Annotated in this window: 24 protein-coding genes; 21 read left to right on the forward strand and 3 right to left on the reverse strand. The window is 60.3% G+C overall.

The features are described from left to right. The first annotated feature begins 25 nt into the window (after positions 1-25). Complete coding sequence (gene rpoS, locus QOM08_RS05660) at positions 26-1,033, forward strand: RNA polymerase sigma factor RpoS (RefSeq protein ID WP_047227588.1); 1,008 nt, start codon at positions 26-28, stop codon at positions 1,031-1,033. A gap of 496 nt (positions 1,034-1,529) precedes the next feature. Here rpoS and fdxA read toward each other — a convergent pair whose 3' ends face one another. The 3 genes from fdxA to QOM08_RS05675 all read right to left on the reverse strand — a co-directional run bounded on the left by fdxA (position 1,530) and on the right by QOM08_RS05675 (position 5,594). Then, positions 1,530-1,853: a ferredoxin FdxA gene (gene fdxA / locus QOM08_RS05665; protein WP_076386173.1), complete on the reverse strand. Its 324-nt coding sequence runs from the start codon at positions 1,851-1,853 to the stop codon at positions 1,530-1,532. A gap of 142 nt (positions 1,854-1,995) precedes the next feature. Beyond that, the gene (mutS, locus tag QOM08_RS05670; protein ID WP_316912675.1) at positions 1,996-4,575 is read right to left on the reverse strand and encodes a DNA mismatch repair protein MutS; all 2,580 of its coding nucleotides are present in this window, start codon (positions 4,573-4,575) and stop codon (positions 1,996-1,998) included. Between the two features lie 659 nt (positions 4,576-5,234). Further along, entirely contained in the window at positions 5,235-5,594 is a 360-nt protein-coding gene (locus QOM08_RS05675) for a DUF6124 family protein (RefSeq protein WP_316912676.1), read from the reverse strand. Between the two features lie 780 nt (positions 5,595-6,374). Here QOM08_RS05675 and QOM08_RS05680 point away from each other — a divergent pair. From QOM08_RS05680 to QOM08_RS05775, 20 genes are all read left to right on the forward strand, one after another. Further along, positions 6,375-7,109, forward strand: coding sequence for a helix-turn-helix transcriptional regulator (locus QOM08_RS05680; RefSeq protein ID WP_047230040.1), 735 nt, complete (start codon positions 6,375-6,377; stop codon positions 7,107-7,109). A 515-nt stretch (positions 7,110-7,624) separates the two neighbouring features. Then, positions 7,625-7,975 (forward strand): phage holin family protein, encoded by a 351-nt coding sequence (locus tag QOM08_RS05685; protein WP_047229987.1) that lies wholly within the window; start codon positions 7,625-7,627, stop codon positions 7,973-7,975. 47 nt (positions 7,976-8,022) lie between these two features. Further along, entirely contained in the window at positions 8,023-8,535 is a 513-nt protein-coding gene (locus tag QOM08_RS05690; protein WP_316912677.1) for a hypothetical protein, read from the forward strand. Between the two features lie 3 nt (positions 8,536-8,538). Next, complete coding sequence (locus QOM08_RS05695) at positions 8,539-9,150, forward strand: phage baseplate assembly protein V (protein ID WP_316912678.1); 612 nt, start codon at positions 8,539-8,541, stop codon at positions 9,148-9,150. Between the two features lie 11 nt (positions 9,151-9,161). Beyond that, complete coding sequence (locus QOM08_RS05700; RefSeq protein ID WP_316912679.1) at positions 9,162-9,494, forward strand: phage baseplate protein; 333 nt, start codon at positions 9,162-9,164, stop codon at positions 9,492-9,494. Then, positions 9,491-10,486 (forward strand): baseplate J/gp47 family protein, encoded by a 996-nt coding sequence (locus QOM08_RS05705; RefSeq protein WP_047229991.1) that lies wholly within the window; start codon positions 9,491-9,493, stop codon positions 10,484-10,486. Before QOM08_RS05700 ends, QOM08_RS05705 begins: the two co-directional genes overlap by 4 nt. After that, positions 10,483-11,118, forward strand: coding sequence for a phage tail protein I (locus QOM08_RS05710; RefSeq protein ID WP_316912680.1), 636 nt, complete (start codon positions 10,483-10,485; stop codon positions 11,116-11,118). Before QOM08_RS05705 ends, QOM08_RS05710 begins: the two co-directional genes overlap by 4 nt. Then, on the forward strand, positions 11,119-13,071 hold the full coding sequence (locus QOM08_RS05715; RefSeq protein ID WP_316912681.1) for a phage tail protein: 1,953 nt from the start codon (positions 11,119-11,121) through the stop codon (positions 13,069-13,071). Between the two features lie 2 nt (positions 13,072-13,073). Then, positions 13,074-13,502, forward strand: a complete 429-nt coding sequence (locus QOM08_RS05720) for a phage tail assembly chaperone (RefSeq protein WP_316912682.1) — start codon at positions 13,074-13,076, stop codon at positions 13,500-13,502. Positions 13,503-13,600: 98 nt separating this feature from the next. Then, positions 13,601-13,810, forward strand: a complete 210-nt coding sequence (locus QOM08_RS05725) for a hypothetical protein (RefSeq protein ID WP_316912683.1) — start codon at positions 13,601-13,603, stop codon at positions 13,808-13,810. A 2-nt stretch (positions 13,811-13,812) separates the two neighbouring features. Further along, the gene (locus QOM08_RS05730) at positions 13,813-14,979 is read left to right on the forward strand and encodes a phage tail protein (protein WP_160891670.1); all 1,167 of its coding nucleotides are present in this window, start codon (positions 13,813-13,815) and stop codon (positions 14,977-14,979) included. Further along, complete coding sequence (locus QOM08_RS05735; RefSeq protein ID WP_047229996.1) at positions 14,979-15,485, forward strand: phage major tail tube protein; 507 nt, start codon at positions 14,979-14,981, stop codon at positions 15,483-15,485. The genes QOM08_RS05730 and QOM08_RS05735 overlap by 1 nt, the downstream gene beginning before the upstream one ends. 184 nt (positions 15,486-15,669) lie before the next feature. Continuing rightward, entirely contained in the window at positions 15,670-16,245 is a 576-nt protein-coding gene (locus tag QOM08_RS05740; RefSeq protein ID WP_316912684.1) for a phage tail assembly protein, read from the forward strand. A 128-nt stretch (positions 16,246-16,373) separates the two neighbouring features. After that, a complete protein-coding gene (locus QOM08_RS05745; RefSeq protein WP_316912685.1) occupies positions 16,374-18,533 on the forward strand; it encodes a phage tail tape measure protein in 2,160 nt (719 codons plus the stop codon). Next, positions 18,533-18,916 carry a phage tail protein gene (locus QOM08_RS05750; RefSeq protein WP_316912686.1) on the forward strand — a complete coding sequence of 128 codons (384 nt, stop codon included), beginning with the start codon at positions 18,533-18,535 and terminating at the stop codon, positions 18,914-18,916. Before QOM08_RS05745 ends, QOM08_RS05750 begins: the two co-directional genes overlap by 1 nt. Further along, positions 18,909-19,121 carry a tail protein X gene (locus QOM08_RS05755; RefSeq protein ID WP_047230001.1) on the forward strand — a complete coding sequence of 71 codons (213 nt, stop codon included), beginning with the start codon at positions 18,909-18,911 and terminating at the stop codon, positions 19,119-19,121. The genes QOM08_RS05750 and QOM08_RS05755 overlap by 8 nt, the downstream gene beginning before the upstream one ends. 9 nt (positions 19,122-19,130) lie before the next feature. Next, on the forward strand, positions 19,131-20,147 hold the full coding sequence (locus tag QOM08_RS05760; protein ID WP_160891676.1) for a contractile injection system protein, VgrG/Pvc8 family: 1,017 nt from the start codon (positions 19,131-19,133) through the stop codon (positions 20,145-20,147). Between the two features lie 139 nt (positions 20,148-20,286). Further along, positions 20,287-20,871: a hypothetical protein gene (locus QOM08_RS05765; RefSeq protein WP_274090927.1), complete on the forward strand. Its 585-nt coding sequence runs from the start codon at positions 20,287-20,289 to the stop codon at positions 20,869-20,871. Then, positions 20,868-21,050: a DUF2635 domain-containing protein gene (locus QOM08_RS05770; protein WP_047230004.1), complete on the forward strand. Its 183-nt coding sequence runs from the start codon at positions 20,868-20,870 to the stop codon at positions 21,048-21,050. Before QOM08_RS05765 ends, QOM08_RS05770 begins: the two co-directional genes overlap by 4 nt. Continuing rightward, positions 21,050-22,546, forward strand: coding sequence for a phage tail sheath subtilisin-like domain-containing protein (locus tag QOM08_RS05775; protein ID WP_047230005.1), 1,497 nt, complete (start codon positions 21,050-21,052; stop codon positions 22,544-22,546). The genes QOM08_RS05770 and QOM08_RS05775 overlap by 1 nt, the downstream gene beginning before the upstream one ends. Positions 22,547-22,590 lie beyond the last annotated feature (44 nt).

The raw sequence follows: 22,590 nt of genomic DNA on the forward strand, positions 1-22,590 counted from the left end.
TCGAACTCACCAAAGGACTATAACAATGGCTCTCAGTAAAGAAGTGCCGGAGTTTGACATCGACGATGAGGTTCTCCTTATGGAGACCGGCATCGCTATGGATTCGATGTCGAATGATGAAGGGGCGACTCCACCTTCCGTTCGTGCCAAATCCAGACACTCCGCTTCGCTTAAACAACATAAGTACATCGACTACACACGGGCGCTGGACGCCACTCAGCTGTACCTCAACGAAATCGGCTTCTCGCCGCTGCTCTCCCCCGAGGAAGAAGTTCATTTTGCGCGTCTGTCGCAAAGTGGCGACCCGGCCGGGCGAAAACGCATGATTGAAAGCAACCTGCGCCTGGTGGTGAAAATCGCCCGACGCTACGTCAATCGTGGCCTATCGCTGCTGGACCTGATCGAAGAGGGTAACCTGGGGCTGATTCGCGCTGTCGAGAAATTCGACCCCGAGCGAGGCTTCCGTTTCTCGACCTACGCGACCTGGTGGATTCGCCAGACCATCGAACGGGCGATCATGAATCAGACCCGGACCATCCGGTTGCCGATCCATGTGGTCAAGGAGCTGAACGTCTACCTGCGGGCTGCCCGTGAACTCACCCAAAAGCTCGACCACGAACCCTCACCCGAAGAGATCGCCAACCTGCTGGAGAAACCGGTGGGCGAGGTCAAGCGCATGCTTGGGCTCAACGAGCGGGTTTCTTCGGTTGATGTCTCGCTGGGGCCGGACTCGGATAAGACCCTGCTGGACACGCTCACCGATGACCGTCCTACCGACCCGTGCGAACTGCTCCAGGACGATGACTTGTCCCAGAGCATCGACCAGTGGCTCTCGGAGCTCACGGACAAGCAACGGGAAGTGGTGATTCGCCGCTTCGGCTTGCGCGGTCATGAAAGCAGCACCCTTGAAGATGTGGGCCTGGAAATTGGGCTGACCCGTGAGCGGGTCCGGCAGATTCAGGTCGAAGGCCTCAAGCGTCTTCGGGAGATCCTGGAGAAGAACGGCCTGTCGAGCGAGTCGTTGTTCCAATAACGGGAACGCACGCGTAATAAGAAAAGCCCCGACTGGTTCGGGGCTTTTTCGTTTCTGTGGCGGCTGTTGCAGCGCTTACTCTGTTTGCCGGCTTGGCGTGTAAGCTTTTGCCTAGTGTTGCGTAAGCGTTTGGTTTCCCGTCGAAGGGATAGACGACTATAAAGGCCGTCGTATTTTTCGTATCTTATTGATATATAACTATATTTTTATGTATTTCAGTCCTGTGACGAGGCGCAGCGACGGCGTTTGGCCAATTGCACTCGCTGGGGAAAATACTAATATCAGTCCTGTGTCGACGGACAGACACACCTGTCACGGACGATGGGGAAGGAAGGACATCGCAGGATGCGATTCATCAGGACGATGAAAAGGATCAAAGGGATTAGGGAAAAAATGTGGGCGGGTCAAACCGCCCCTTTTTTTTGCCTGCGATTTATTGAATACGAGAAAACAAAAAGGCCCGCAAGGGGCCTTTTTCAACGAGCGCAGGGTGATATCAGCGTTCGAGGTCTTTGAGCTTGTCTGGTTTGCCATCCCACTCTTTGGCGTCTGGCAACTCGTCTTTCTTTTCGGTGATGTTTGGCCAGATGTCCGCCAGTTCAGCGTTCAGCTCGATGAAGTTCTCCATGCCGGCCGGCACTTCGTCTTCCGAGAAGATGGCATTCGCCGGGCATTCCGGTTCACACAGGGCGCAATCGATGCACTCGTCCGGGTGAATGACCAGGAAGTTCGGCCCTTCGTAAAAGCAGTCCACCGGACAGACTTCTACGCAGTCGGTGTACTTGCACTTGATGCAGTTGTCGGTGACGACGAAGGTCATTTCTAATTCTCTCCTCAGGCGGCGGCAGCGGAACCCCTTCACGGTGGGCTCGCCAGGTTCGGGAGCGATAGTCTGCGGACCAGGCTAATAGTCCGCAGCATCCCAAACCGCGCGAGATTCTACCAGCTTGAACGCCAGTGCGTTAGATCCGTGTCTTCAATGAATAAAGCAATTCAAGTGCCCGACGTGGCGTCAGGTCGTCCAGATCCACTTTGGCCAGTTCATCAAGCACCGGATGCGGCAGGCTGGCGAACAGGTCGCTCTGCTGCGGAGCCGCCGGTTTGCCTTTGCTCGGGCGCGGTGTTTCGTGGGGCAGGCTGGTGGTTTCCAGACGGCTCAGGTGCTCGCGCGCACGGCTGATCACTTCGCTGGGGACGCCGGCCAGTTGCGCCACCGCCAGGCCGTAGCTCTGGCTGGCCGGGCCGGGCAGCACATGGTGCAGGAATACGATGCGCTCGTTGTGCTCGGTGGCATTGAGATGCACGTTAGCCACCAGTGGCTGGCTTTCCGGCAGTACGGTGAGTTCGAAATAGTGGGTGGCAAACAGCGTGTACGCCCGCAGGTGCGCCAGCCGTTCGGCCGCTGCCCAAGCCAGGGACAGGCCGTCGAAGGTGCTGGTGCCGCGTCCGACCTCGTCCATCAGCACCAGGCTCCGTTCGGTGGCGTTGTGCAGGATGTTCGCGGTTTCGCTCATTTCCACCATGAAGGTCGAACGCCCGCCGGCCAGGTCATCGCTGGAACCGATGCGGGTAAAGATCCGGTCCACCAGGGACAATTCGCAACTGGCTGCCGGCACGAAACTGCCAATGTGGGCCAGCAGCACGATCAAGGCGGTCTGACGCATGTAGGTGGATTTACCGCCCATGTTCGGACCGGTGATCACCAGCATGCGGGTGTTGTCATCCAGGCTCAGGTCGTTGGCCACGAACGGCGTGGTCAATACCTGCTCAACCACCGGGTGACGACCCTGGGTGATGCGCATGCACGGCTCGCTGACAAACCGCGGGCAGTTGAGGTCCAGGTTCAGCGCGCGTTCGGCCAGGTTGCTCAGCACGTCCAGCTCCGCCAAGGCGCCGGCGGTGTCCTGCAGCGGCGGCAGTTGGCTGATCAAGTCTTCGAGCAGCGCCTCATAGAGCATCTTTTCCCGGGCCAGGGCGCGGCTCTTGGCCGACAACGCCTTGTCTTCGAACGCCTTGAGTTCCGGGGTGATGAAACGCTCGGCGCCTTTGAGCGTCTGGCGACGAATGTAGTCAGCTGGCGCCTGTTCGGCCTGTTTGCTCGGCAATTCGATGAAGTAACCGTGGATACGGTTGTAACCGACCTTGAGATTGGCCAGGCCGGTACGGGCTTTTTCCCGGACTTCGAGGTCGATCAGGAACTGCCCGGCGTTCTCGCTCAGCGATTGCAACTCGTCGAGTTCGGCGTCGTAGCCGGTTTTCAGCACACCGCCGTCACGGATCACCGCTGGCGGGTTGTCGATAATGGCCTTTTCCAGCAGCGCAGCCAGCTCCGGGTAAGTGCTGGTGGTGCGCGCCAGTTGTTGCAGGTGCGGCGCTTCCAGGTCGGTCATCGCCACCTGAAGCTCGGGCAGGGCGCCGAGGGCATCGCGCAGGCGCGCCAGGTCACGGGGGCGGGCGTTGCGCAGGCCGATACGCGCCAGGATCCGCTCGATGTCCCCGATTTCCTTGAGCTGCGGTTGCAACTGCTCGAAGCGATAACGATCCAGCAGGCAGGTAATGGAGCTCTGACGCGCCAGCAGCACCGTCAGGTCTCGCAGCGGACGGTTCAGCCAACGGGTCAGCAGACGGCTGCCCATGGCGGTCTGGCAGCGATCGACCACCGATTGCAGGGTGTTGTCGCGCCCGCCGGCCAGGTTGGTGTCCAGCTCCAGGTTGCGTCGGCTCGCGCCGTCCAGCACCACGGTGTCATCCAGGCGCTCATGACGCAGGCTGCGCAAGTGGGGCAGGGCGGTGCGCTGGGTTTCCTTGGCGTAAGCCAGCAGGCAGCCGGCAGCGCCAATGGCCAGGGTCAGGTTTTCGCAACCGAAGCCTTTAAGGTCCTGAGTGGAGAACTGCTGGCAGAGACTTTTCAGCGCCGAGTCGCGCTCAAAATCCCACGGCGCCCGGCGCCGAACGCCACGGCGTTTTTCCGCCGGCAGGTCTTTGGGCCAGTCATCCGGGATCAGTAATTCCACCGGATTGACCCGCTCCAGCTCCGCCAGCAGGTTTTCCCAGCCCTTGATTTCCAGCACCGAGAAATTGCCGCTGGTGATGTCCAGCACCGCCAGGCCGAACAGGCGCTCATCGCCCAGCACGGCGGCGATCAGGTTGTCCCGGCGTTCATCCAGCAAGGCTTCATCACTGACCGTGCCCGGCGTGATGATCCGTACGACTTGGCGTTCCACCGGTCCTTTACTGGTAGCCGGGTCGCCGACCTGCTCGCAGATCACCACCGACTCGCCGAGCTTGACCAGCTTGGCCAGGTAACCTTCCGCCGCGTGGTAAGGAATCCCACACATCGGAATCGCCATGCCCGCCGATTGCCCACGCGCCGTCAGGGTGATGTCCAATAGCTTGGCGGCTTTCTTCGCGTCCTCGTAGAAGATCTCGTAGAAGTCGCCCATGCGGTAGAACATCAGCTGATCGGGGTGCTGATTCTTCAGGCGCCAGTATTGTTGCATCATCGGCGTGTGGCTGGAGAGGTCGTTTACGGCTGTATTCATGGGTGTCAGGGAGGCTCGTTGAAAGGTGTGGGGCAAAAGGAGGGGCATTGGCCCGGCTTTTCCGCGATGGGCGCAAGGTTAACATGGGCGGTCGGGGGGGACCCAGGGATGAGTGTTGTTGGGATCGTATGTATATCCGTTGCTGCGGTAACGGCTGCTTATGGTTCCGCCCTTACGGCGGGTCACTTTCGAAAAGCGCGAAAGTAACCAAAGCGCTTCTGCCCCACCACTCGGTGCCTCGCTTAGGCTCGGCATGCCTGAACGAAGGCATTGCTCCGTGGGCCGCCGCGAAGGGCCATCCATGGCCCAGCGCGGCTAACCCGGCATCCATGCCGGGTTGCCCACTGCGCAATGCCTTCGTTCAGCCAGCGTGGTTAATGGGGCGCCGAGATCAACGTCCACCGCGAGGCGGCCTGATAGCCGACCTGGTTCTTGGTGGGTTCGCGTTTCTCCTGAGGGAGCGAGCCTGCTCGCGAAGGCGGTCTGACAGCCGGCCTGGTGCTCTGGCTGTACGCCGATCCAATTGTGGGAGCGAGCCTGCTCGCGATGACGGCTGCCAATACAACTTAGTTATAACTGGACTACCGCTATCGCGAGCAAGCTCGCTCCCACAGTGATTACTCGGGCTTCTCTTAGGTCTCGGCTTGCATCATGAATGCCTACCTCGGCTCAACCACATCCAGCGTCCGATTCGCCAGCAACTGCCCCAGTTCGATCATCTGCTGGACCCCCAGCGCGATATGCCGTCGCGAGCCCTCCAGGTCGAACGCCAGATCACTGACCATGGCGTTGGCCGAGGCCAGGGTTTCGCTGAGGTTGGCGAGCAGGCATTCGGCGTCGATGTTGGGGGCGATGACGTAAAGGGTGTCGAGTGTGTCGGATGCTTCTTTGTCGGCTGGCGGCTTGAGGTAGCAGTCCAGAGCGCGGGTGGCGGCTTCGTCGAGTTTTTTGGCTTTGGCCGATTGGGTGCGGGCGATGTGATCGTCTGAAGTTGGGGGATTTGGAGTGTTCTTGAACATGCTTTTGGATCCTTGAGGTTGAGCCACCACTCACTCGCGACTAAACGAGGGGGGGGCAGCTGTACGCAGGTTAGTCGACCGGGGATCCAAGGAACCGGCGCGCCCGAGGGCGCCCTGCGCACAGCCACCATCAAGTGCAGGAATGGGGATACCTGACTGAATGGAGCAATGAGCACCTTGGAATACCGAGCGACTAAACCCGATCACTGATGGGCAGTGACGGGATCAAAAGTACTAATTGGATCCAAGGTGGACAAGCCGGCGGATTCTGGCGCAGTTGTAGGCAGAGGCGCAAGGCGACGTAGCCCGGCCTCGCAAATTTGAAGGACGCAGATCGGGCGGTTTCCCACGAGGTTGTAGGGGGTTTCCAAGCGCTGACAATAGCTGACACCAGCCCAGCGCGTTAGGGCCGTCTGCATCGGTGTTGAATGTGCCGCCGTCATCGCGAGCAGGCTCGCTCCCACAGTTTTACCGAGTCGTTCACAGACCTCGCATACACCCCAAATCCCCTGTGGGAGCGAGCCTGCTCGCGAAAGCGGTGGATCAGCTTGCATTAATGTTGAATGTGCTGTGGTCTTCGCGAGCAGGCTCGCTCCCACAGTTTTACCGAGTCGTTCACAGACCTCGCATACACCCCAAATCCCCTGTGGGAGCGAGCCTGCTCGCGATAGCGCTGGGTCAGCTTGCATTGATGTTGGACGGAAACACTTCACCATCGATATGCACACTTATGCAAAACAGCATTTGTCTTCTGCAAAAAGAACCCGCATCATGCGCGTTATGCAAAAACGCAACGTTTCTACCGTATTAAGAGCATTGCTCGATCAGCACGGGATCTCCCCCACGGAGCTTCACCGTCGTACCGGCGTGCCTCAGTCAACCCTGTCGCGGATTCTCAGTGGCAAGATTGTCGATCCTTCGGATAAACACATCTCGAAGATCGCCGAATACTTTGCCGTGAGTACCGATCAGTTGCGCGGGCGCGCGGACATTGCGTCTGCCGGCCATCCGCGCCGCGACGAGCCGCATTCCGAACTCAAGGACATAAGCCTGTGGGATGACGACACTCCCGTCGAAGAAGACGAGGTGTCGGTCCCTTTTTTGCGTGAGGTTGAATTGGCTGCTGGATCAGGAAGATTCGTCATCGAGGAAAGCGAGCGCTCAAGCCTGCGCTTTGGCAAGCGCAGCCTGCGTCATAACGGCGTGCAGTTCGACCAGGCCAAATGCGTGACGGTACGCGGCAACAGCATGTTGCCAGTGTTGCGCGATGGCGCCACGGTCGGGGTGAACGCAGGCAAATGCGGGATCGGCGACATCGTTGACGGCGATCTCTATGCCATCAACCACAACGGTCAACTGCGGGTGAAGCAGCTTTATCGTTTGCCCACCGGCATCCGCCTGCGCAGCTTCAACCGCGACGAGCATCCGGATGAGGACTACACCTTCCAGGACATGCAGGATGAGCAAATCGTCATCCTCGGCCACGTCTTCTGGTGGGGCATGTACGCCCGCTAACCCCTCTACTGTCAGATAAAACCCGCCATCGTGCGGGTTTTTTTACGCCTGTGAAAATTCCCTGACCCCTGTGTTTGCTGGACTTTATGCGTCTATGCATTCGCTGCGCATAAATAAATGCATTTGCGCATTGACTGTATATGCATCCATGCATATTCTGTGTCCAAGCCGCTCGACAAAGCGGCTGGCAACGAAGCTCTTTAGTTCCACCAACAGGCAGCGATGAACCGGCCTTAACGGTTCAGAGGGTTGGCAACTGACCCGGGTGTGCAGCGTAAAGCACCAGAAGCAGTTATCCGGCGGGCAGGGACCGCGGTCGGAAAAACAATTTGAATGGATCCGTACCGCGCCAGTCGCGCCGAAAGATCAACTTCCTTCTGGCCATCGGCCAGGGAAGGCGAAGGACCGCATTACTGAAAAGCCCGGTTCACCCCGGGCTTTTTGGAATGCCTACCTCAAGAGACATCGTTTGAACCCAACACACATTTCTCATCCATCACCCCAGGAGGCGTGACATGACAAACGAGCAACAAGCGTTGCTGGACATGCCGATCTGGCTGGTCATCGTGCTCGCCCTGGTGGGCGGCGTGACCGGCGAGATGTGGCGTGCCGACAAAGAGGGCGCCCGCGGCTGGTCGCTACTGCGTCGCCTGGCCCTGCGTTCCGGCGCCTGCATGGTCTGCGGCGTCTCGGCGATCATGCTGTTGTACGCCATGGGCCTGTCGATCTGGGCCGCAGGAGCCTTCGGTTGCCTGACGGCGATGGCCGGGGCGGACGTGGCCATCGGGCTTTACGAACGCTGGGCCGCCAAGCGGATGGGCGTCAGTGAGCTGCCGCCGCGTGATTCCCGTTCCGACCAACATTGATCCCTCGCTGCTGATCTACGTGCCGCCATAAAAAACAGGAGACCTTGATGCCTGCCGCCCTCGAAAAACCGTCGCAGCTGTTCTTCGCCATTGCCCAGACGCTACGCGCCACTTATCCCACTTTGAAAATCGGCAGCCCCCAGGAGTTCGATGGCACCGACGACCAACCCTGGGTGCTGATTGCCCTCGAGCGTGATGCGTCAGGCAACCGCGCCAACGACGGACGTATCGCCCATGTCCTGACGGTTTCCCTGCAAGTGGTCATGGCCGTTGCGGGATGGGAGGCGTGCGATCTCGCCGGTGAGCTGAAACATCTGGTGGTGGATAACCGCTGGGGGCTGTCGGGCGATCAATGTGATCTGCCCACGGAGATCGATGGCCTTGCATCCACGTTCACCCAAGAAGCCCGGGCATACACCGCCTGGACCCTTTCCTTCACTCAAACCCTGTACCTCGGCCCGACGCTGCTGGAGGACCCGTTGGGCATCCCGAAATTTGCCCGGACCTGGGAAGTCTCGAACATCGATGACCCGGCTCAATACACCGCACTTGAGGGCTGACCCATGTTTGATGCGCTATTACGGATGCATCTGGGGCCGCTCATCGAGCGTCTGGCCGAGATGGAAACCGAGCTGGAAGACCTGCATCGGCGCGCCGACAGTTTCTGTCGCATCGGCGTTTGTCAGGAAGTCGATGCGGCCAGCAACACCTGCAAGGTCAGCCATGGCGAATTGCTGACCCCGGCGATCCGTTTTTTCAATCCCAGTGCTGGCGAACAGAGCGAGTCGCGGATTCCCTCCGTGGGCGAGCAGTGCCTGTTGCTGAACCACGGCGGCGGCGAGGGCGGTGGGCAGTCGGTTGCGTTGTTCGGCCTCAATGGCGGTCAATTCCCGCCTGTGTCCACACAGGCATCACTGACGCGCCGCCGCTATCAGGACGGCACGGAAAACGGCTACGACCACGCCAGCCATGTCCTGCACTGGCAAAACGGCCCGACGGCATTCACCGGTTCCCGTGAGTCCCTCGACTTAAGCATTGGCCCGGCGCGGCTGGCGATGACGCCGCAGGCCATCGAATTGCAACTGGGCGCCGTCGGCATACGGCTCGACGCGTCCGGTGTGCACCTGAGCGGCCCGGTGGTGGATCACCAGGGGCGCGTCATCAGTACCGCATAAGAGATTTCCTCATGATTGGAATCGATCGAAATACCGGCGCCACGGTCGACGACTGGCTGCAGTTCGTGCAGCGCGCCACTCGAGCATTGACCACGCCGTTGGGCACTCGCCAGAAGCGCCCTCTGTATGGCTGCGCCCTCACGCAATTGCTCGGGCAGAACCTCGGCGATGACCTGCTGATCCTTGCCCAGAGCCACGCGGCCCAAGCGTTCTACAACCCGGACAACGGCATTGGCGACTTCGAGCCGCAGGTCATTGTCGCCAGCCGACACTGCGCCGGCTTGTTGTTGCGCTTCGCCGGCACCTGGAAAAACCGCAAACAAACCTTCGAGGTCGTGACATGAGCATGTTGATCCCCGGTCAGAACCAGCTAGCCGAACCTGCAATCGTCACTGTCGAAGCGTTCGAGGATCTGCTCGCCGAATTCAAAACCTTTGTGGTCGAGTACGTCGGCGCTCGCTCTCCCGCCAGCGCGGCGAAGCTGGTGGACAGCCTGGAAAACGAAAGCGAACTGCTGACCCTGGCCCTCGAGGCGTTCTGCGTCCGCCTGCAAACCCACGAACGCAAATACAACGCTCGCATCAAGCAGATGTTGGCGTGGTGGGCCACCGGCACCAACCTCGATGCGCGCCTCGCGGACATGGGCCTTGAGCGTCAGTTGCTCGACCCGGGCGACCCGGCAGCGTTCCCGCCCATCGCCCCGGTCTACGAGAGCGATGATGACGCAAGGTTGCGCTATTACCTCGCGCCGCATGCCCCGGCGGCCGGCTCGCGCATGCAGTATCGGCGAGAGATTTTCACTCTGGGGGAGCGACCGGTGGTGAAGGTGGAGAACGCCACGACGGGTGTCGTGACGGTTACCTACACCTTCAACCCGGATGGCTATGCGGCGCAGGTCAAGGACGGCAACGGACGCCGCACCGCGCCGGGCGAAGTCACGGTCACGGTGCTGTCCCGGGAGGGCGATGGCACACCGTCCGAGACACTCCTTGAGGGTGTTCGTCAGCACTTCGCTCGTCCTGATGTGCGACCGGAGACGGATCACGTCATCGTCCAGGCTGCGCAAATCAAACCCTACAAAATCCGCGTTGTGGCGAAGATCAATGCCGGCCCGGATTCGGGCTTGACCCAGGTTGCGGCACAACAGCAGCTGCAGGCGTACGCCGAGGCCTGTCATCACTTGGAGGGCCGGGTGGACCCGAGTTGGATCGACTACACGCTGCACAGCGCGGGGGCGGTTCAGCTGCAGATTCTCGAACCGCTCGAGCCGATTGTGACAACGGCTTTTCAAGCTCCGTACTGCACGGGTGTCGAGGTCGAGGTGGATACGTTATGAGTGACGACACACCTCGCCCAAGCCTGCTGCCGGCCAACAGTTCGCCGTTGGAAAGGGGACTTGATCTGGGTTTCGCTCGGTTGCTGGAACGTATCGATCCGCCGTTTCCCGAGTTGATGAATCCGGCAGCCACGCCTTTGGCGTTCCTGCCCTATCTCGCGGCGGATCGCGGGGTCAGTGAATGGAGTTCCTCAGCGCCCGAAGCTGAAAAGCGCCTGACGGTTGAACTGGCCTGGCCCACCGCACGGCAAGCCGGGACGCGAAAGGCGCTGGAAAACGCCGCCAAGGGTTTGCAACTGATGCCTGAGGTGCGCGCCTGGCATGAGCAAACGCCCCCCGGCCCACCCTACAGCTTTTCTGTCAGGGCGTTTACCGAACAGCCCTACAGCGAAGCCATCGACGCCCGTCTCGACCGCCGTCTGGCCGATGCCAAAAGCGAGCGCGACACCTTGACGGTCTCTGTCGGCTTGAGTGCGTTCGGCCGTCACGTCATCGGCGCCGCCACGGTGTGCGGCGAACTCACCACGGTTTATCCGATTGTCATCGAAGGGCTAGAAGCCTCGGGCCGGGCCTCCATGGCCGCCGCGCTCTACGCCGTCGAAACCTCCACTATTTATCCACAGGGGTCCTAAATGGCCGACTACTACACCCTGCTCACCGATGCGGGGATCGCCTACGAAACCGCCTGCAAGGCGGCGGGCACACCGATCAAGCTGTCGCAGATTTCTGTCGGTGACGGCGGCGGCGAAGTTTACAACCCGGCCGCAACCGCCACGGCGCTCAAACGCGAAGTGTGGCGCGGGCCACTCAATGCGCTGTTCCAGGATGAGAAAAACCCGAGCTGGTTGCTCGCTGAAATCACCATCCCGCCAGACGTGGGTGGCTGGTATGTGCGGGAGGCCGGGATCTGGACCGATACCGGGATTCTGTATGCGATCGTCAAATATCCGGAGTCGTTCAAGCCGGTGTTGGCGACGTCGGGTTCGGGGAAAGAGTTTTATATCCGGTCGATTTTCGAGACCAGTAATGCTGAGTTGGTGACGCTGCTGATTGATGACACGGTGGTCAAGGCGACGCGGGCCTGGGTGGCCGGTTATGTGGCCGACGAACTCGCCAAGCTCGACAGGAAGCAGTCTGTACGGGTGGCGACGACGGCTAACATTGTTTTAAGTGGTGCCCAGGCGATTGACGGTGTTGCCGTGGTTGCCGGGAATCGGGTGCTTGTTAAATCCCAGACCTTGGCGAAAGACAACGGTATCTACGTTGCCGCGAACGGCGATTGGGTTCGGGCAAAGGATGCTGATGCGAACGCCAAGGTTACTTCGGGATTGAGTGTTCCGGTCGAAGAGGGGGCGACGCTTGCTAATACGATTTGGCAGTTGGTTACGGATGGCGGGATTGTTCTGGGCACTACGGCGCTAACTTTTCAGAATGTGACGCAGGGGTTCGCGCTACTTAATTCCCCGGCCTTTTCAGGCACACCAACGGCCCCGACTGCACCGCTCAGCAATAATAGTCAGATGCTCGCCAATACCGCGTTTGTGCAACGAGCTCTTGGCAATCATTCGGGGATTGGTGGGCTTGACGCAAGTACTGTGCTGACAGCCGATGCGTTCGGGAGATCGTTCATTATCAACTCGACAAACCCGATCAATATCACGTTGCCCCGGGCCAATACGGGGTTCAACGGCGGCACCATAACCTTCGTAAACGTCTCAACCGGCGCCGCGACCATTATCCTGCAAGGCACGGATTATGTGGCGGGCATGGCTGCGAGTCAGCTTGTGTTAAAGACGATGGACAGCATCAGTTTGTCGACGGGGGCGGGCATTTCCTGGTATGCGGAGGATGGGTCGATCCGAGACGTGTTGTCTACAGCGTTCAAGGATCTGATGGCTGGGAAAATCAGTGTTGGGCAATTTGGTTTGGGGGGGATTGGGACCCCGCTGACTACATTCAAATCAATTACGCCCGGTGGGTTGTATCAGGCTTATGGTGCGCTTGTTCCAAACGCGGCGACTCCGGGGGCACCTCCCAAGAGCGGTAACAGACTCATAGGCGTTCTGGCAATTACGCCTCGTAGTGATGCCACTTATTATCTTGCTGTTGAGCATGCTTCTGATAGCAATGATCGCCGGTTCTGGCTCGGTCAATATACTTCAACTACCGATACTCTGTTTTGGTCTTGGCTATTGAGCGACGAACAAATTGCGACGCAAGCACAAGTAGATGGGGGTGTATTAGACGATGTTGTAGTCTCGCCGAAGAAAATGCGCTGGGGATTTGCTGTTAGCTTTACCTCTAATGGTTATATAGCTTTCCCATCGTGGCTGGGTGGCTTTATCATTCAATGGGCTAACGGGCAAGTTAATGCAGGCGCAGGTACTGCCCATATAAACTTGGCCATGGCTTTTCCCTCTTCACTTCTCGCTTACTCGATTAGTACGTCAAGCCCTGGGACAATGATGAGCTGTCAGTCAGCGTCTGTTAATGGGATTGACGTTCTGGCGCGTACTGTAAGCTCAGGGTCTATTGCAGTTCCTGCCGGTGTCGCTGGATATACCTTTATTTGTCTTGGGAGATGATCATGCGTAAGTACAGTCGCACAACGGGGACTTGTTACATAGTCGGCCTTCATTCAGTAATTCCCGCCGATGCTGTGGATATTCCCGATGATCGCTATAACCAAGTGATTGCCAATCCAGCCTCAGGTAAGGTCCGCAGCCATGACGTAGACGGTCTGCCGACTCTGATAGATCCGTTACCTGTTTCGACTTATGAGTTGGCAGCGGTTGAGCGCAGATGGCGAGATGCCGAGATCGAGAGCGTTCGATGGCTGCGTGAGCGTCATCGTGACGAAGTAGATTCTGACCGGCTCACGACCCTGACGATTGAGCAGTCCGCGGAGCTGCTGGACTATTTGCAAGCCTTGCGCGATTGGCCGCTGTCACCAGACTTTCCAAGCGACAAACTACGCCCGGCTGCACCCCCTTGGCTCGCTGACCAACCCCAATAACACGCCCCGCACCGACGGGGCGTTTTCTTTTCCGCAACATCACAAACCTGACAACAGCCCCGCACACACGGGGCTTTTTCGTATCTGGAGAACCCCAAATGGCACTACGCCAAACCTACACCGTGCTCCTCCCATTCCCCACCGGCGGTGGCCACTGGTCAAGCGTCGGCCAGGAACTCGACCTGCTCGACGTCGAGGCCAATGCCTGGCACAGCGCCGGTCGTCTGCAACTGAAAAAAACCGGAGCCGTCGAGTCGGCTTCCACATCCACCCCGGCCAAAAAGGCCACAACCAAAAAGGCTGAATAACCATGGCTGAGGTTTTGAACTTCGAGCACAACGGCATTACCGTCAATGCCACTGAATCTCCCGAGGCCATGGGTGGCCTGGGTGATAACGTCATCGGTCTGGTCGGCACCGCGCCGAATGCCAACCTGTTGATTCCGAAAAACACCCCATTTCGCATCAACAGCTTCACCACTCAGGCCCAGTTGGACCCGACCGGTGCTGAGGCGGGGACGCTGTTTCAGGCGGTTTACCAGATCCTCAAAGTGGTCAAGGTGCCGGTCTACGTGGTCATCGTCGAAGAGGGCGCCACACCGGCCGATACGCAGAACAACGTGATTGGCGGCATCGAGGCCGAGACCGGGCGCAAACTCGGTCTGGCGGCGCTCAGTGGGGTCGCTGAAGACCTGACCATCATCGGCGCGCCAGGCTTCACCGGCACCAAGGCGGTGGCGAGCGAGTTCGCCTCGTTCGGCAAGCGTATCAAGGCGCGCGTGGTGCTCGACGGCAAGGACGCGGCAGTTGCTGATCAAGTGACCTACAGCCAGGAACTGGGCGGCGCGGACCTCGGTTTCGACCGTTGCCTGGTGGTGCACAACATGCCGGCGGTCTACTCGAAAGCGGCGAAGAAAAATGTCTTCCTGGCGCCGTCGAGCCTGGCCATCGCCGCGCTGGCCAAGGTCAAGCAATGGGAGAGCCCGGGCAACCAGGTGACCTATGCCGAAGACGTCTCGCGCACCGTGGAATACAACATCCTCGACACCTCCACCGAAGGCGATCTGCTCAACCGCTACGGCGTTTGCTACTACGCCCGGACCATTCTCGGCGGCTTCTCGCTGCTGGGTAACCGCTCCGTCACCGGCAAGTTCATCAGCTACGTCGGCCTTGAAGATGCCATCAGCCGCAAGCTGGTGAAAGCCGGCCAAAAGGCCATGGCCAAGAACCTGACCAAATCCTTCATGGACCAGGAGGTCAAACGCATCAACGACTGGCTGCAAACCCTGGTCGCCGACGAAACCATCCCCGGCGGCAGCGTGTACCTGCACCCGGAATTGAACAGCGTCGAGAAGTACAAGAACGGCACCTGGTACGTGGTCATCGACTACGGCCGCTACGCGCCGAACGAACACATGATTTATCAACTCAATGCCCGCGATGAAATCATCGAGCAGTTCCTGGAGGACGTTCTCTAATGTTTACCAACCGCGTAAGACAGGCCATCGCGGCCACCCTGCAAGGCCTGCCGTTGTCGGCGACGGTGGAAGAGTTCAGCCCGCCGAAGATCGAATTCGACATGGAGGCGATGGTCGGTGGACGCTTCATTGCCGAAGAAATGGCCAAGAGCGGCAAGGTGCTGAACGCTACCCTCGTACTGCAAGGGGCCGGGCCGGAAATCATGCTCGCCCTGGGTGTGCAACTGGGCGATGACATTCTGCTGAACGTGCGTGAAGCCGGTCAGGATCAGGATGGCAACACCTGGTTCACCTACCACACCGTCGGCGGCAAGCTCAAATCCCTGGAAGAGGCCAAGCTGAAGATGGGCGACAAACCCACCACGACACTTGAGCTGGCCTGCCGTACCTACAACCGTCTCGAAAATGGTGTCCCGGTGATCGACATCGACGTGCGCACCCAGAAGTTCGTGCTCAACGGCGTCGACATCCTCGGTGATGCGCGCCGTGCGGTGCTGTTGCCTTAACCACCCCTCAGCCGGCTGAACAAAACCCCTGTGGGAGCGAGCTTGCTCGCGATAGCGGTGAGTCAGCCAACATCAATGCTGACTGATCCGAGGCTATCGCGAGCAAGCTCGCTCCCACAGGGGCACATCTTGACTGACCGGCGTTGCGCAACCCCTCCCCAGTATCCACCAAGGAATTCATTTCATGTCCTGGACACCTCCTGTTCACGTCTTGCTGTCGCCGATCACCGGTGATGACGGGGCGCAAATCGAGCAGCTTCAGCTCAAGCCGCTGCACTACGCCGCACAGAAAGACGCCCTGGCCCGTGCCGGCGACGATGAGGACGACCAGTTTTTTGAGCTGGCCAAATTGGCCACCGGCCTGTCGGTCAAGGAGCTGGATCAGCTCAAGCGCCCGGACTACGTGAGCATCGCGCAATACGTGCACGAAATGTCCACTCGCCCGACGTCCCACTTCCTGGAATCGACGGATGGCGCAGCAGTCGACCCCGACCAGGTGCAACTGCTCCAAACGCTCAACGTCGCTGGCCGCAGCCTGACCTCGCTGACCCTGGAAATGCCCGTGCTGCGAGCGACCAAGGCGATGAAAAAACTGAAGGCGGCCAAGGAACGCGCCGAGTTCATCACCGCCCATTGCACCGGCCTGATGATTCCCGATCTGGACCTGCTGACCGTGCCCGACTGGACACAGCTTCAGGTACGCATCGACGATTTTTTAAACAAACCGGCGGACTTCTTTCGGAGCGCGACATCGAAGTGATCCTCGATGTGGTGCCGCTCATTTACCCGGTAAGTGAAGCGGAAATTCTGGAGTGGGACGTCGGCAAGGCATTGCGTCGTTACGACATCGCGATGACTCGCCTTGGCGTGAAAAAGGAGTAGGGCCGAATGGCGGACGATAAATATTCGCTCAAATACGCAGCCTTCAATGAGAGTGGGTTGGCGTTCGGTAATACCAGCCTCACGAGTGGTGTGGCAGCGCAAGGTGCGTTCGCCGGGGATCAACTGTCGGGCCTCGATCGGGTGCTGGAAGAGCTCGGGCTCAAACTCGGGTTGCTGACGACGGCGATCGAGTCGCTGACCGTGAAACTGTCGGCGCAACGATTGTTCTCCCAAACGATGGGCGCCGGCGCCAAGGGTGAGTCAGCCAGTGAGCCTAAGGGTAAGTCGGGTGGCGGGATCGAACCACCGGTGCTGCTCAAACCGGCGATAGCGATGGATTCGGCCATGGCCGATCTGAAAAAGGCCAGCCAATTCGGGCCGCGTCAGATTCAGCAGGTGGCTGAGTCAACCCCGCAGATCGCCACCGCACCGCTGGTGGCGGGCGGGGGCACCACGGCGGTTGAAGTGGTGAGGATGCAAAGCCTGGCGGCCAGGAAAGGCATCGGTAGCGATGTGCACGATGCCTCGGAGCGACAGTTGGTCCTGTCGAACTTCGCCTCGGATGCTGGCGTCACCGCGGCGGCGTTCGAGATGCCGGCCATGAAGGCCGCCGAAATGCTGGCCGACTGGCGCATCTCCATGAAGCTCAGCGGCGCGCAAGCCTTTGACCTGGCGGATGCCGCTAACCAATTGGGCAAATTACCCAACGGTGCGAAAGCGGCTGAGATCGGTGCGGTCTTGCAGCGTGAAGGTGCCGCTGCGACGACGGCGGGCCTGGCCCCTGCACAAGCCGCCGCGTTGACGGCGGCATTGCTCAATACCGGTACCCAACAAGCTGAAGCCGGGGTGGCGCTGGATAGTTTCACGACGGCCCTGGGCAAGGGTGACCAGGCCTCCGCCACCGAGCAAACGGCCTGGAAACAGCTGGGTCTGGCGCCCACGGCGGTGGCGAGCGGCTTGCGTGACAAGGACACGGCGTCTGGCACGGTGATGACGGTGCTGGCGGCCTTGAACGCGCAACCGGCCGACAAGCGCTCGGCCCTTGCCGGCACGCTCTTCGGCAATGGCGATGAGGCGGTGCTGCGCATGGCGCAGAAACTGCCTGATGTGAACGCAGCCTTCTTGCAGGTGAAAGACCCAGGCCAATATGCCACGTCGCAATTGGGCAACGACGGCTCGGTGCGGCAGGACGCGTTGGCGCTGTCGAAAACCCAACAAGGCCAGCTGAACATCCTCAACGCCCGTAGCGAGCGTTTGTCGGTGGCTACGGGAAATGCCCTGATGCCTTCGGCGGATACCTCGTCCCAGTGGCTGGGTTCGCTGGCCGATGGCATGAGTGAATTGGCTGAATCCTCACCTAAAGCCACCGCTGCAATTGTGCTTGTTGCCGCAGCGATCAAACCGCTGGTGGGTGTGCTGCTCAAGGCCGTAGTGGATGAAATGTCCAGTCAGGTGGCCAAGCGAGTGCTGGGTAGGGCCGCCCCGCACCTTCCCGGCCGATTGGGTGAGGTGATCTCCGAAGATCTCAGAAATCCTCGTGTGGGCAAGCTGGATACAAGCAATGCCAACCAGCGTCCCGAATCCACGAGAAGGCCACGAGGCTCACAGGGAGGCGCAGGGCGTTTTTCACTCGCGCCAACGGCCTCATTGCGCTCGATGACTCGCAAGGCGCCCGGCCCGTTGAAAGTCGTCGGCGCCGTCGCTGATGTAGCCGAGGGAGTGCTCACCGGCGACAAACGGATGATGGGCGCAGGCCTGGGAGCCGCAGGTGGCGGCTGGGCAGGCGCTGCCGCAGGTTCCGCGGCCGGTGCCGCTTTGGGCAGCGTCGTTCCGGTGATCGGCACTGCCATTGGTGGGCTGATCGGCGGACTGCTGGGCGGTTGGTTGGGGAGCGATGCCGGGGCGTCTCTGGGCGAAAAACTCGTCGCACCCACCGACAGACTCGCCGCTCCAGAGCAGGTCAGCAAAGACCTGACCAGCACCCCGACAAGCACTCATCAGAACACCATGACCGCAAACATCTACATCAACGGCCAGGACCAGGCCAGTGCCAGTCAGTTGGCCAACCTGGTTGTGCAACAGCTCTCGGGCCAGTTCGGCCTGACAACCATGCCCAACTCACTCGCCATGCGCAGTGATGCGGCGCTGACTGACGGAGGTACGTGATGCGTCAGCAAATGGCACTGGGCAGTTTCATTTTCGGTCTGTCCAGAAACTTCGCCTACCACTCCTTGGTTCGCACCTCGGATGGCGGTTGGAAAAGCATCGACATCCTCACCAGCAAACCCAAATCCAGTCAGCTCGGTCAAGGGCTGCAAGCGCTGACGATCACCGGCAAGTCGATGTACGCCACTGCCATGGACCGACTCGATGAGCTGCGTGCATTACAGGCCCGACGCGCTCCGGTGCCGTTGGTTGACGGCATCGGCCGCAACTGGGGCCTGTGGCAGATCAACAAGGTGTCGGAAACCCAGACCGAGGTCATTGATGACGGCACCGCGATGGTGGTCGGCTGGGTGATTGAATTGACGGAGTTCGCCAATGCGTAGGGTTCGAAGTATCGCCGGTGATTCGGTGAATCTGTTGCTGTACCGCGAGCTGGAGCGTTGTGACGATGCCGCCGAAGAGGCGCTCTGGCGACTCAATCCGAAGCTGGCCGAGTGGGGGCCGGTATTGCCGGCGGGTGTATGGATTGTCCTGCCGGAAGTGGATCTACAGCCCGTCGCACCCACACCGGTTTCGGCCTGGGATTAAGGAGGCAATATGTCACTGGGTTTCACGCCAGCGGTGGAAATCTACGGTGCGAACGCGGCGCTGCTCAACGAACGCTTGCTCAGTTGGACGCACATCGACGCGGCGGGGATTGAGTCCGATCAACTGACGCTCACCATCAGCCTGGAAGGGCTTGAAGGATTGCCCAGCCTGGGCGGGAAAATCGGCCTGCGGGTCGGTTATCTGGAGTCGGGGCTGGTGGATAAAGGTGAGTTCGTCGTGACCCGGCGCACGCCGACGCTGTTTCCCCTGCGCCTGACGCTTGTCGCGACGGCGGCGCCGTTCAGTGCGGCCGATCAGACCGGTTTCAAGCAACGGCGATCCGTCAGTCATGGTCCGACGACCCTGGGCGTGCTGTTTCGTCAGTTGACCTCCAGACACGGGTTTTCCCCGCGTGTGGCGCCGGACCTGGCGCTGATAAAAATCGAGCACATCGATCAGTCCAACGAAACCGACATGGGTTTTCTAACGCGACTGGCTCACCGTTATGACGCCGTCGCCAAGCCGGTCAACGAGCTGTATGTGCTGGCGCGCCGGGGGCAGGCGAAGTCTTTGTCGGGCAAAGTCCTGCCCGAGACAAAACTGTCGGTGACGACGAATAACCGCCCAGGCGACAACGCCTTTATCTCCGCCGTTCTGGATGATACCGCCCGTGCGAAATACCAGGGCTGCAAGGCCAGTTGGTGGGATGCGGCGGCAGGGAAAATGCGCGTCGAGGAGAGCGGCATCGCGCCGTTCAAGACCCTTCGCCAGCGCTTTCAAAGCGCCAACGATGCTCGCGCCGCCGGTGAAGGCGAGGTACGCCGGATGATGCGCGAAGCACTCAAGGTGGCGATCGAATGCCCCGGCAATCCAGGCTTGTGCGCCGAAGGCATCGTGCTGCTGGACGCCTCCTGGCCGGACTTCATGCGCGGTCGCTGGTCGATCGACAAAGTCACCGCCAGCGGCGACCGGGAAAAAAGCTATCGCAGCAGGATTGATGCGACCTGCCTGGATGCCAGGGCCTAAACACCACTCCCCTGTGGGAGCGAGCCTGCTCGCGATGAGGCCGTCATAGCCAGCATTGATGTTGCCTGACACACCGCCATCGCGAGCAGGCTCGCTCCCACAGTTCTGACTGCGCCTTCCATATAACTGGAGCACCTCCATGAAGATCACTCCGATCCTCACGCAACTGCGTGAGCAATGTCCTGCGCTCGGCAATCGCGTGGCAGCAGGGTTTGACCTCGCCACGTTGCAAGCTGACACACCGCTGCAAAACCCCTGCGCCTATGTCCTGCCAAGCGCCGACATTGCCAGCAAGAACGCCGCCCAGAACGCCACGCTGCAAGCGGTGCGTGACCGTTTCGACACCGTACTGGTGCTCGACGCCACCGATGCGACAAAAGCGCTGGATCTGCTGCACGACCTGCGCGCCGAACTGTGGCGGGCGCTGGTGGGGTTCAAGCCCGGTGGTGACTACACCGGCATCGAGTATGACGGCAGTGAACTGGTTTCCATCAACAGCAGCCGTGTGTTGTACCGGCTGCACTTTTTCGCCGAGTTCCAGCTGGGCCGCAATCTGGCGAGCCAGCCTGCCGAAAGCTGGCACGAGCGTGAACTGGACGGCTTGTCGTCCTTTACCGGGGCCACCGTGCGGGTCGATGCCATCGACCCGGCGGACCCCAACCTGAAACGTCCCGGCCCTGATGGGCGCGTGGAACTGACCTTCTCTGGAGACGTAACCCCATGAGCAAACGCATCACCGTGCTGCCGGCCCCGGGCCGTGCCGTACCGGACCCGGAAGCGGGCGATCTGTTGCCCCTCGAGGGCCGTGAAGTACCGGACAGCGCCTGGTGGCGTCGACGTCTGGCCGATGGCGATATCACTACCAAAACCGTGAAAGCGGCAAAACCACAGGGAGCCAAATAATGGCGATCGGATTCAGCAACATTCCCGCGGACATTCGTGTTCCGCTGTTCTACGCCGAAATGGACAACTCGGCGGCCAATAGCGCGTCGTCGGCCATGCGCCGGTTGATCGTGGCCCAGGTCAACGACAACGTGGCCCCGGCCGAGGTCGGTAAACTGGTGCTGGTGTCCAGCGTTGCGCTGGCCAAAAACATCGGCGGTCAAGGTTCGATGCTCGCCTCGATGTACGAAACCTGGCGCAAGACCGACCCGCTGGGCGAGATCTGGTGCCTGCCGCTGCACAACGTCGAAGGTGCCATTGCCCAGGGCGTGCTGACCCTGACCGGCGCCGCCACTCAAAGCGGCATGCTCAATCTGTATGTGGGTGGCGTGCGCGTTCAGGCGGCCATCGTCAATGGAGCGACGGCCGCTCAAGCCGCCACTGCGCTGGCCTTGAAGATCAACGCGGCGGCCGATCTGCCGGTGATTGCTGCGGCTGCCGAGGGTGTTGTGACCCTGAGCGCCAAATGGACCGGCGACAGCGGTAACGACATCAGCCTGCAATTCAATCGCCTGGGCAAGAGCAATGGTGAAGACACCCCTGCCGGCCTGACCACAGCGATCACGGCAATGACCGGTGGGGCCGGTGTGCCGGACCAGACCGCCGCCGTCGCGGCGCTGGGTGACGAGCCGTTCGAATTCATCGCGATGCCGTGGTCCGATGTGGCAAGCCTCAACACCTGGCAAGCGGTCATGGACGACAGCACTGGTCGCTGGTCCTGGGCCAAGCAGTTGTTCGGCCATGTCTACAGCGCCAAGCGCGGCACCATCGGCACCCTGGTGGCGGCCGGTCAGGCGCGCAACGACCAGCACATGACTATCCAGGCCCTGGAATTGGGTGTGCCGCAACCGTTCTGGGTCCAGGCCGCTGCATTGGCCGCCCGTACTGCGGTGTTCATTTCCGCCGACGCCAGCCGTCCGACCCAGAGCGGCAGTCTGCCAGGCCTGGATCCGGCGCCGGCCAGCGAACGTTTCACCCTGACCGAGCGTCAGTCGCTGCTCAACTACGGTATCGCCACGGCGTACTACGAAGGTGGCTACGTGCGCATCCAGCGTTCGATCACCACCTATCAGAAGAACGCCTTTGGCCAGGCTGACAATTCCTACCTGGACAGCGAAACCATGCACCAGTCGGCGTTCATCGTGCGTCGCCTGCAAAGTGTGATCACCAGCAAATATGGGCGCCACAAACTGGCTGCCGACGGCACTCGTTTTGGCGCCGGCCAGCCCATCGTGACGCCGAGCACCATTCGCGGCGAGTTGATCGCCCAGTACGCCAAGCTGGAGCTGGAAGGCCACGTGGAAAACGCCGAGCTGTTCGCCGAGCACCTGGTTGTCGAGCGTGACAGTCAGGACCCGAGCCGGGTCAATGTGCTGTTCCCGCCGGACTACATCAATGGTTTGCGGGTGTTCGCACTGCTCAACCAGTTCCGTCTGCAATACGACGACGCCGCCTGAAAGTCGCGTTTGAACGTATGAACTGCGCCCACCTCGTGTGGGCT

Source organism: Pseudomonas sp. P105, from assembly GCF_032614175.1.
Classification (GTDB): domain Bacteria; phylum Pseudomonadota; class Gammaproteobacteria; order Pseudomonadales; family Pseudomonadaceae; genus Aquipseudomonas; species Aquipseudomonas rhizophila.

Excerpts from the sequence above, each read along its gene's own strand:
- QOM08_RS05735 (WP_047229996.1), top strand. The coding sequence starts at position 14,979 with ATGTTTACCAACCGCGTAAGACAGGCCATCGCGGCCACCCTGCAAGGC.
- QOM08_RS05705 (WP_047229991.1), top strand. The coding sequence starts at position 9,491 with ATGAGCATGTTGATCCCCGGTCAGAACCAGCTAGCCGAACCTGCAATC.
- QOM08_RS05750 (WP_316912686.1), top strand. The coding sequence starts at position 18,533 with ATGCGTCAGCAAATGGCACTGGGCAGTTTCATTTTCGGTCTGTCCAGA.
- rpoS (WP_047227588.1), top strand. The coding sequence starts at position 26 with ATGGCTCTCAGTAAAGAAGTGCCGGAGTTTGACATCGACGATGAGGTT.
- QOM08_RS05680 (WP_047230040.1), top strand. The coding sequence starts at position 6,375 with ATGCAAAAACGCAACGTTTCTACCGTATTAAGAGCATTGCTCGATCAG.
- QOM08_RS05715 (WP_316912681.1), top strand. The coding sequence starts at position 11,119 with ATGGCCGACTACTACACCCTGCTCACCGATGCGGGGATCGCCTACGAA.
- QOM08_RS05730 (WP_160891670.1), top strand. The coding sequence starts at position 13,813 with ATGGCTGAGGTTTTGAACTTCGAGCACAACGGCATTACCGTCAATGCC.
- QOM08_RS05720 (WP_316912682.1), top strand. The coding sequence starts at position 13,074 with ATGCGTAAGTACAGTCGCACAACGGGGACTTGTTACATAGTCGGCCTT.
- fdxA (WP_076386173.1), bottom strand. The coding sequence starts at position 1,853 with ATGACCTTCGTCGTCACCGACAACTGCATCAAGTGCAAGTACACCGAC.
- QOM08_RS05755 (WP_047230001.1), top strand. The coding sequence starts at position 18,909 with ATGCGTAGGGTTCGAAGTATCGCCGGTGATTCGGTGAATCTGTTGCTG.
- QOM08_RS05770 (WP_047230004.1), top strand. The coding sequence starts at position 20,868 with ATGAGCAAACGCATCACCGTGCTGCCGGCCCCGGGCCGTGCCGTACCG.
- QOM08_RS05690 (WP_316912677.1), top strand. The coding sequence starts at position 8,023 with ATGCCTGCCGCCCTCGAAAAACCGTCGCAGCTGTTCTTCGCCATTGCC.
- QOM08_RS05745 (WP_316912685.1), top strand. The coding sequence starts at position 16,374 with ATGGCGGACGATAAATATTCGCTCAAATACGCAGCCTTCAATGAGAGT.
- QOM08_RS05740 (WP_316912684.1), top strand. The coding sequence starts at position 15,670 with ATGTCCTGGACACCTCCTGTTCACGTCTTGCTGTCGCCGATCACCGGT.
- QOM08_RS05675 (WP_316912676.1), bottom strand. The coding sequence starts at position 5,594 with ATGTTCAAGAACACTCCAAATCCCCCAACTTCAGACGATCACATCGCC.
- QOM08_RS05710 (WP_316912680.1), top strand. The coding sequence starts at position 10,483 with ATGAGTGACGACACACCTCGCCCAAGCCTGCTGCCGGCCAACAGTTCG.
- QOM08_RS05765 (WP_274090927.1), top strand. The coding sequence starts at position 20,287 with ATGAAGATCACTCCGATCCTCACGCAACTGCGTGAGCAATGTCCTGCG.
- QOM08_RS05775 (WP_047230005.1), top strand. The coding sequence starts at position 21,050 with ATGGCGATCGGATTCAGCAACATTCCCGCGGACATTCGTGTTCCGCTG.
- QOM08_RS05700 (WP_316912679.1), top strand. The coding sequence starts at position 9,162 with ATGATTGGAATCGATCGAAATACCGGCGCCACGGTCGACGACTGGCTG.
- QOM08_RS05695 (WP_316912678.1), top strand. The coding sequence starts at position 8,539 with ATGTTTGATGCGCTATTACGGATGCATCTGGGGCCGCTCATCGAGCGT.
- QOM08_RS05685 (WP_047229987.1), top strand. The coding sequence starts at position 7,625 with ATGACAAACGAGCAACAAGCGTTGCTGGACATGCCGATCTGGCTGGTC.
- QOM08_RS05725 (WP_316912683.1), top strand. The coding sequence starts at position 13,601 with ATGGCACTACGCCAAACCTACACCGTGCTCCTCCCATTCCCCACCGGC.
- QOM08_RS05760 (WP_160891676.1), top strand. The coding sequence starts at position 19,131 with ATGTCACTGGGTTTCACGCCAGCGGTGGAAATCTACGGTGCGAACGCG.
- mutS (WP_316912675.1), bottom strand. The coding sequence starts at position 4,575 with ATGAATACAGCCGTAAACGACCTCTCCAGCCACACGCCGATGATGCAA.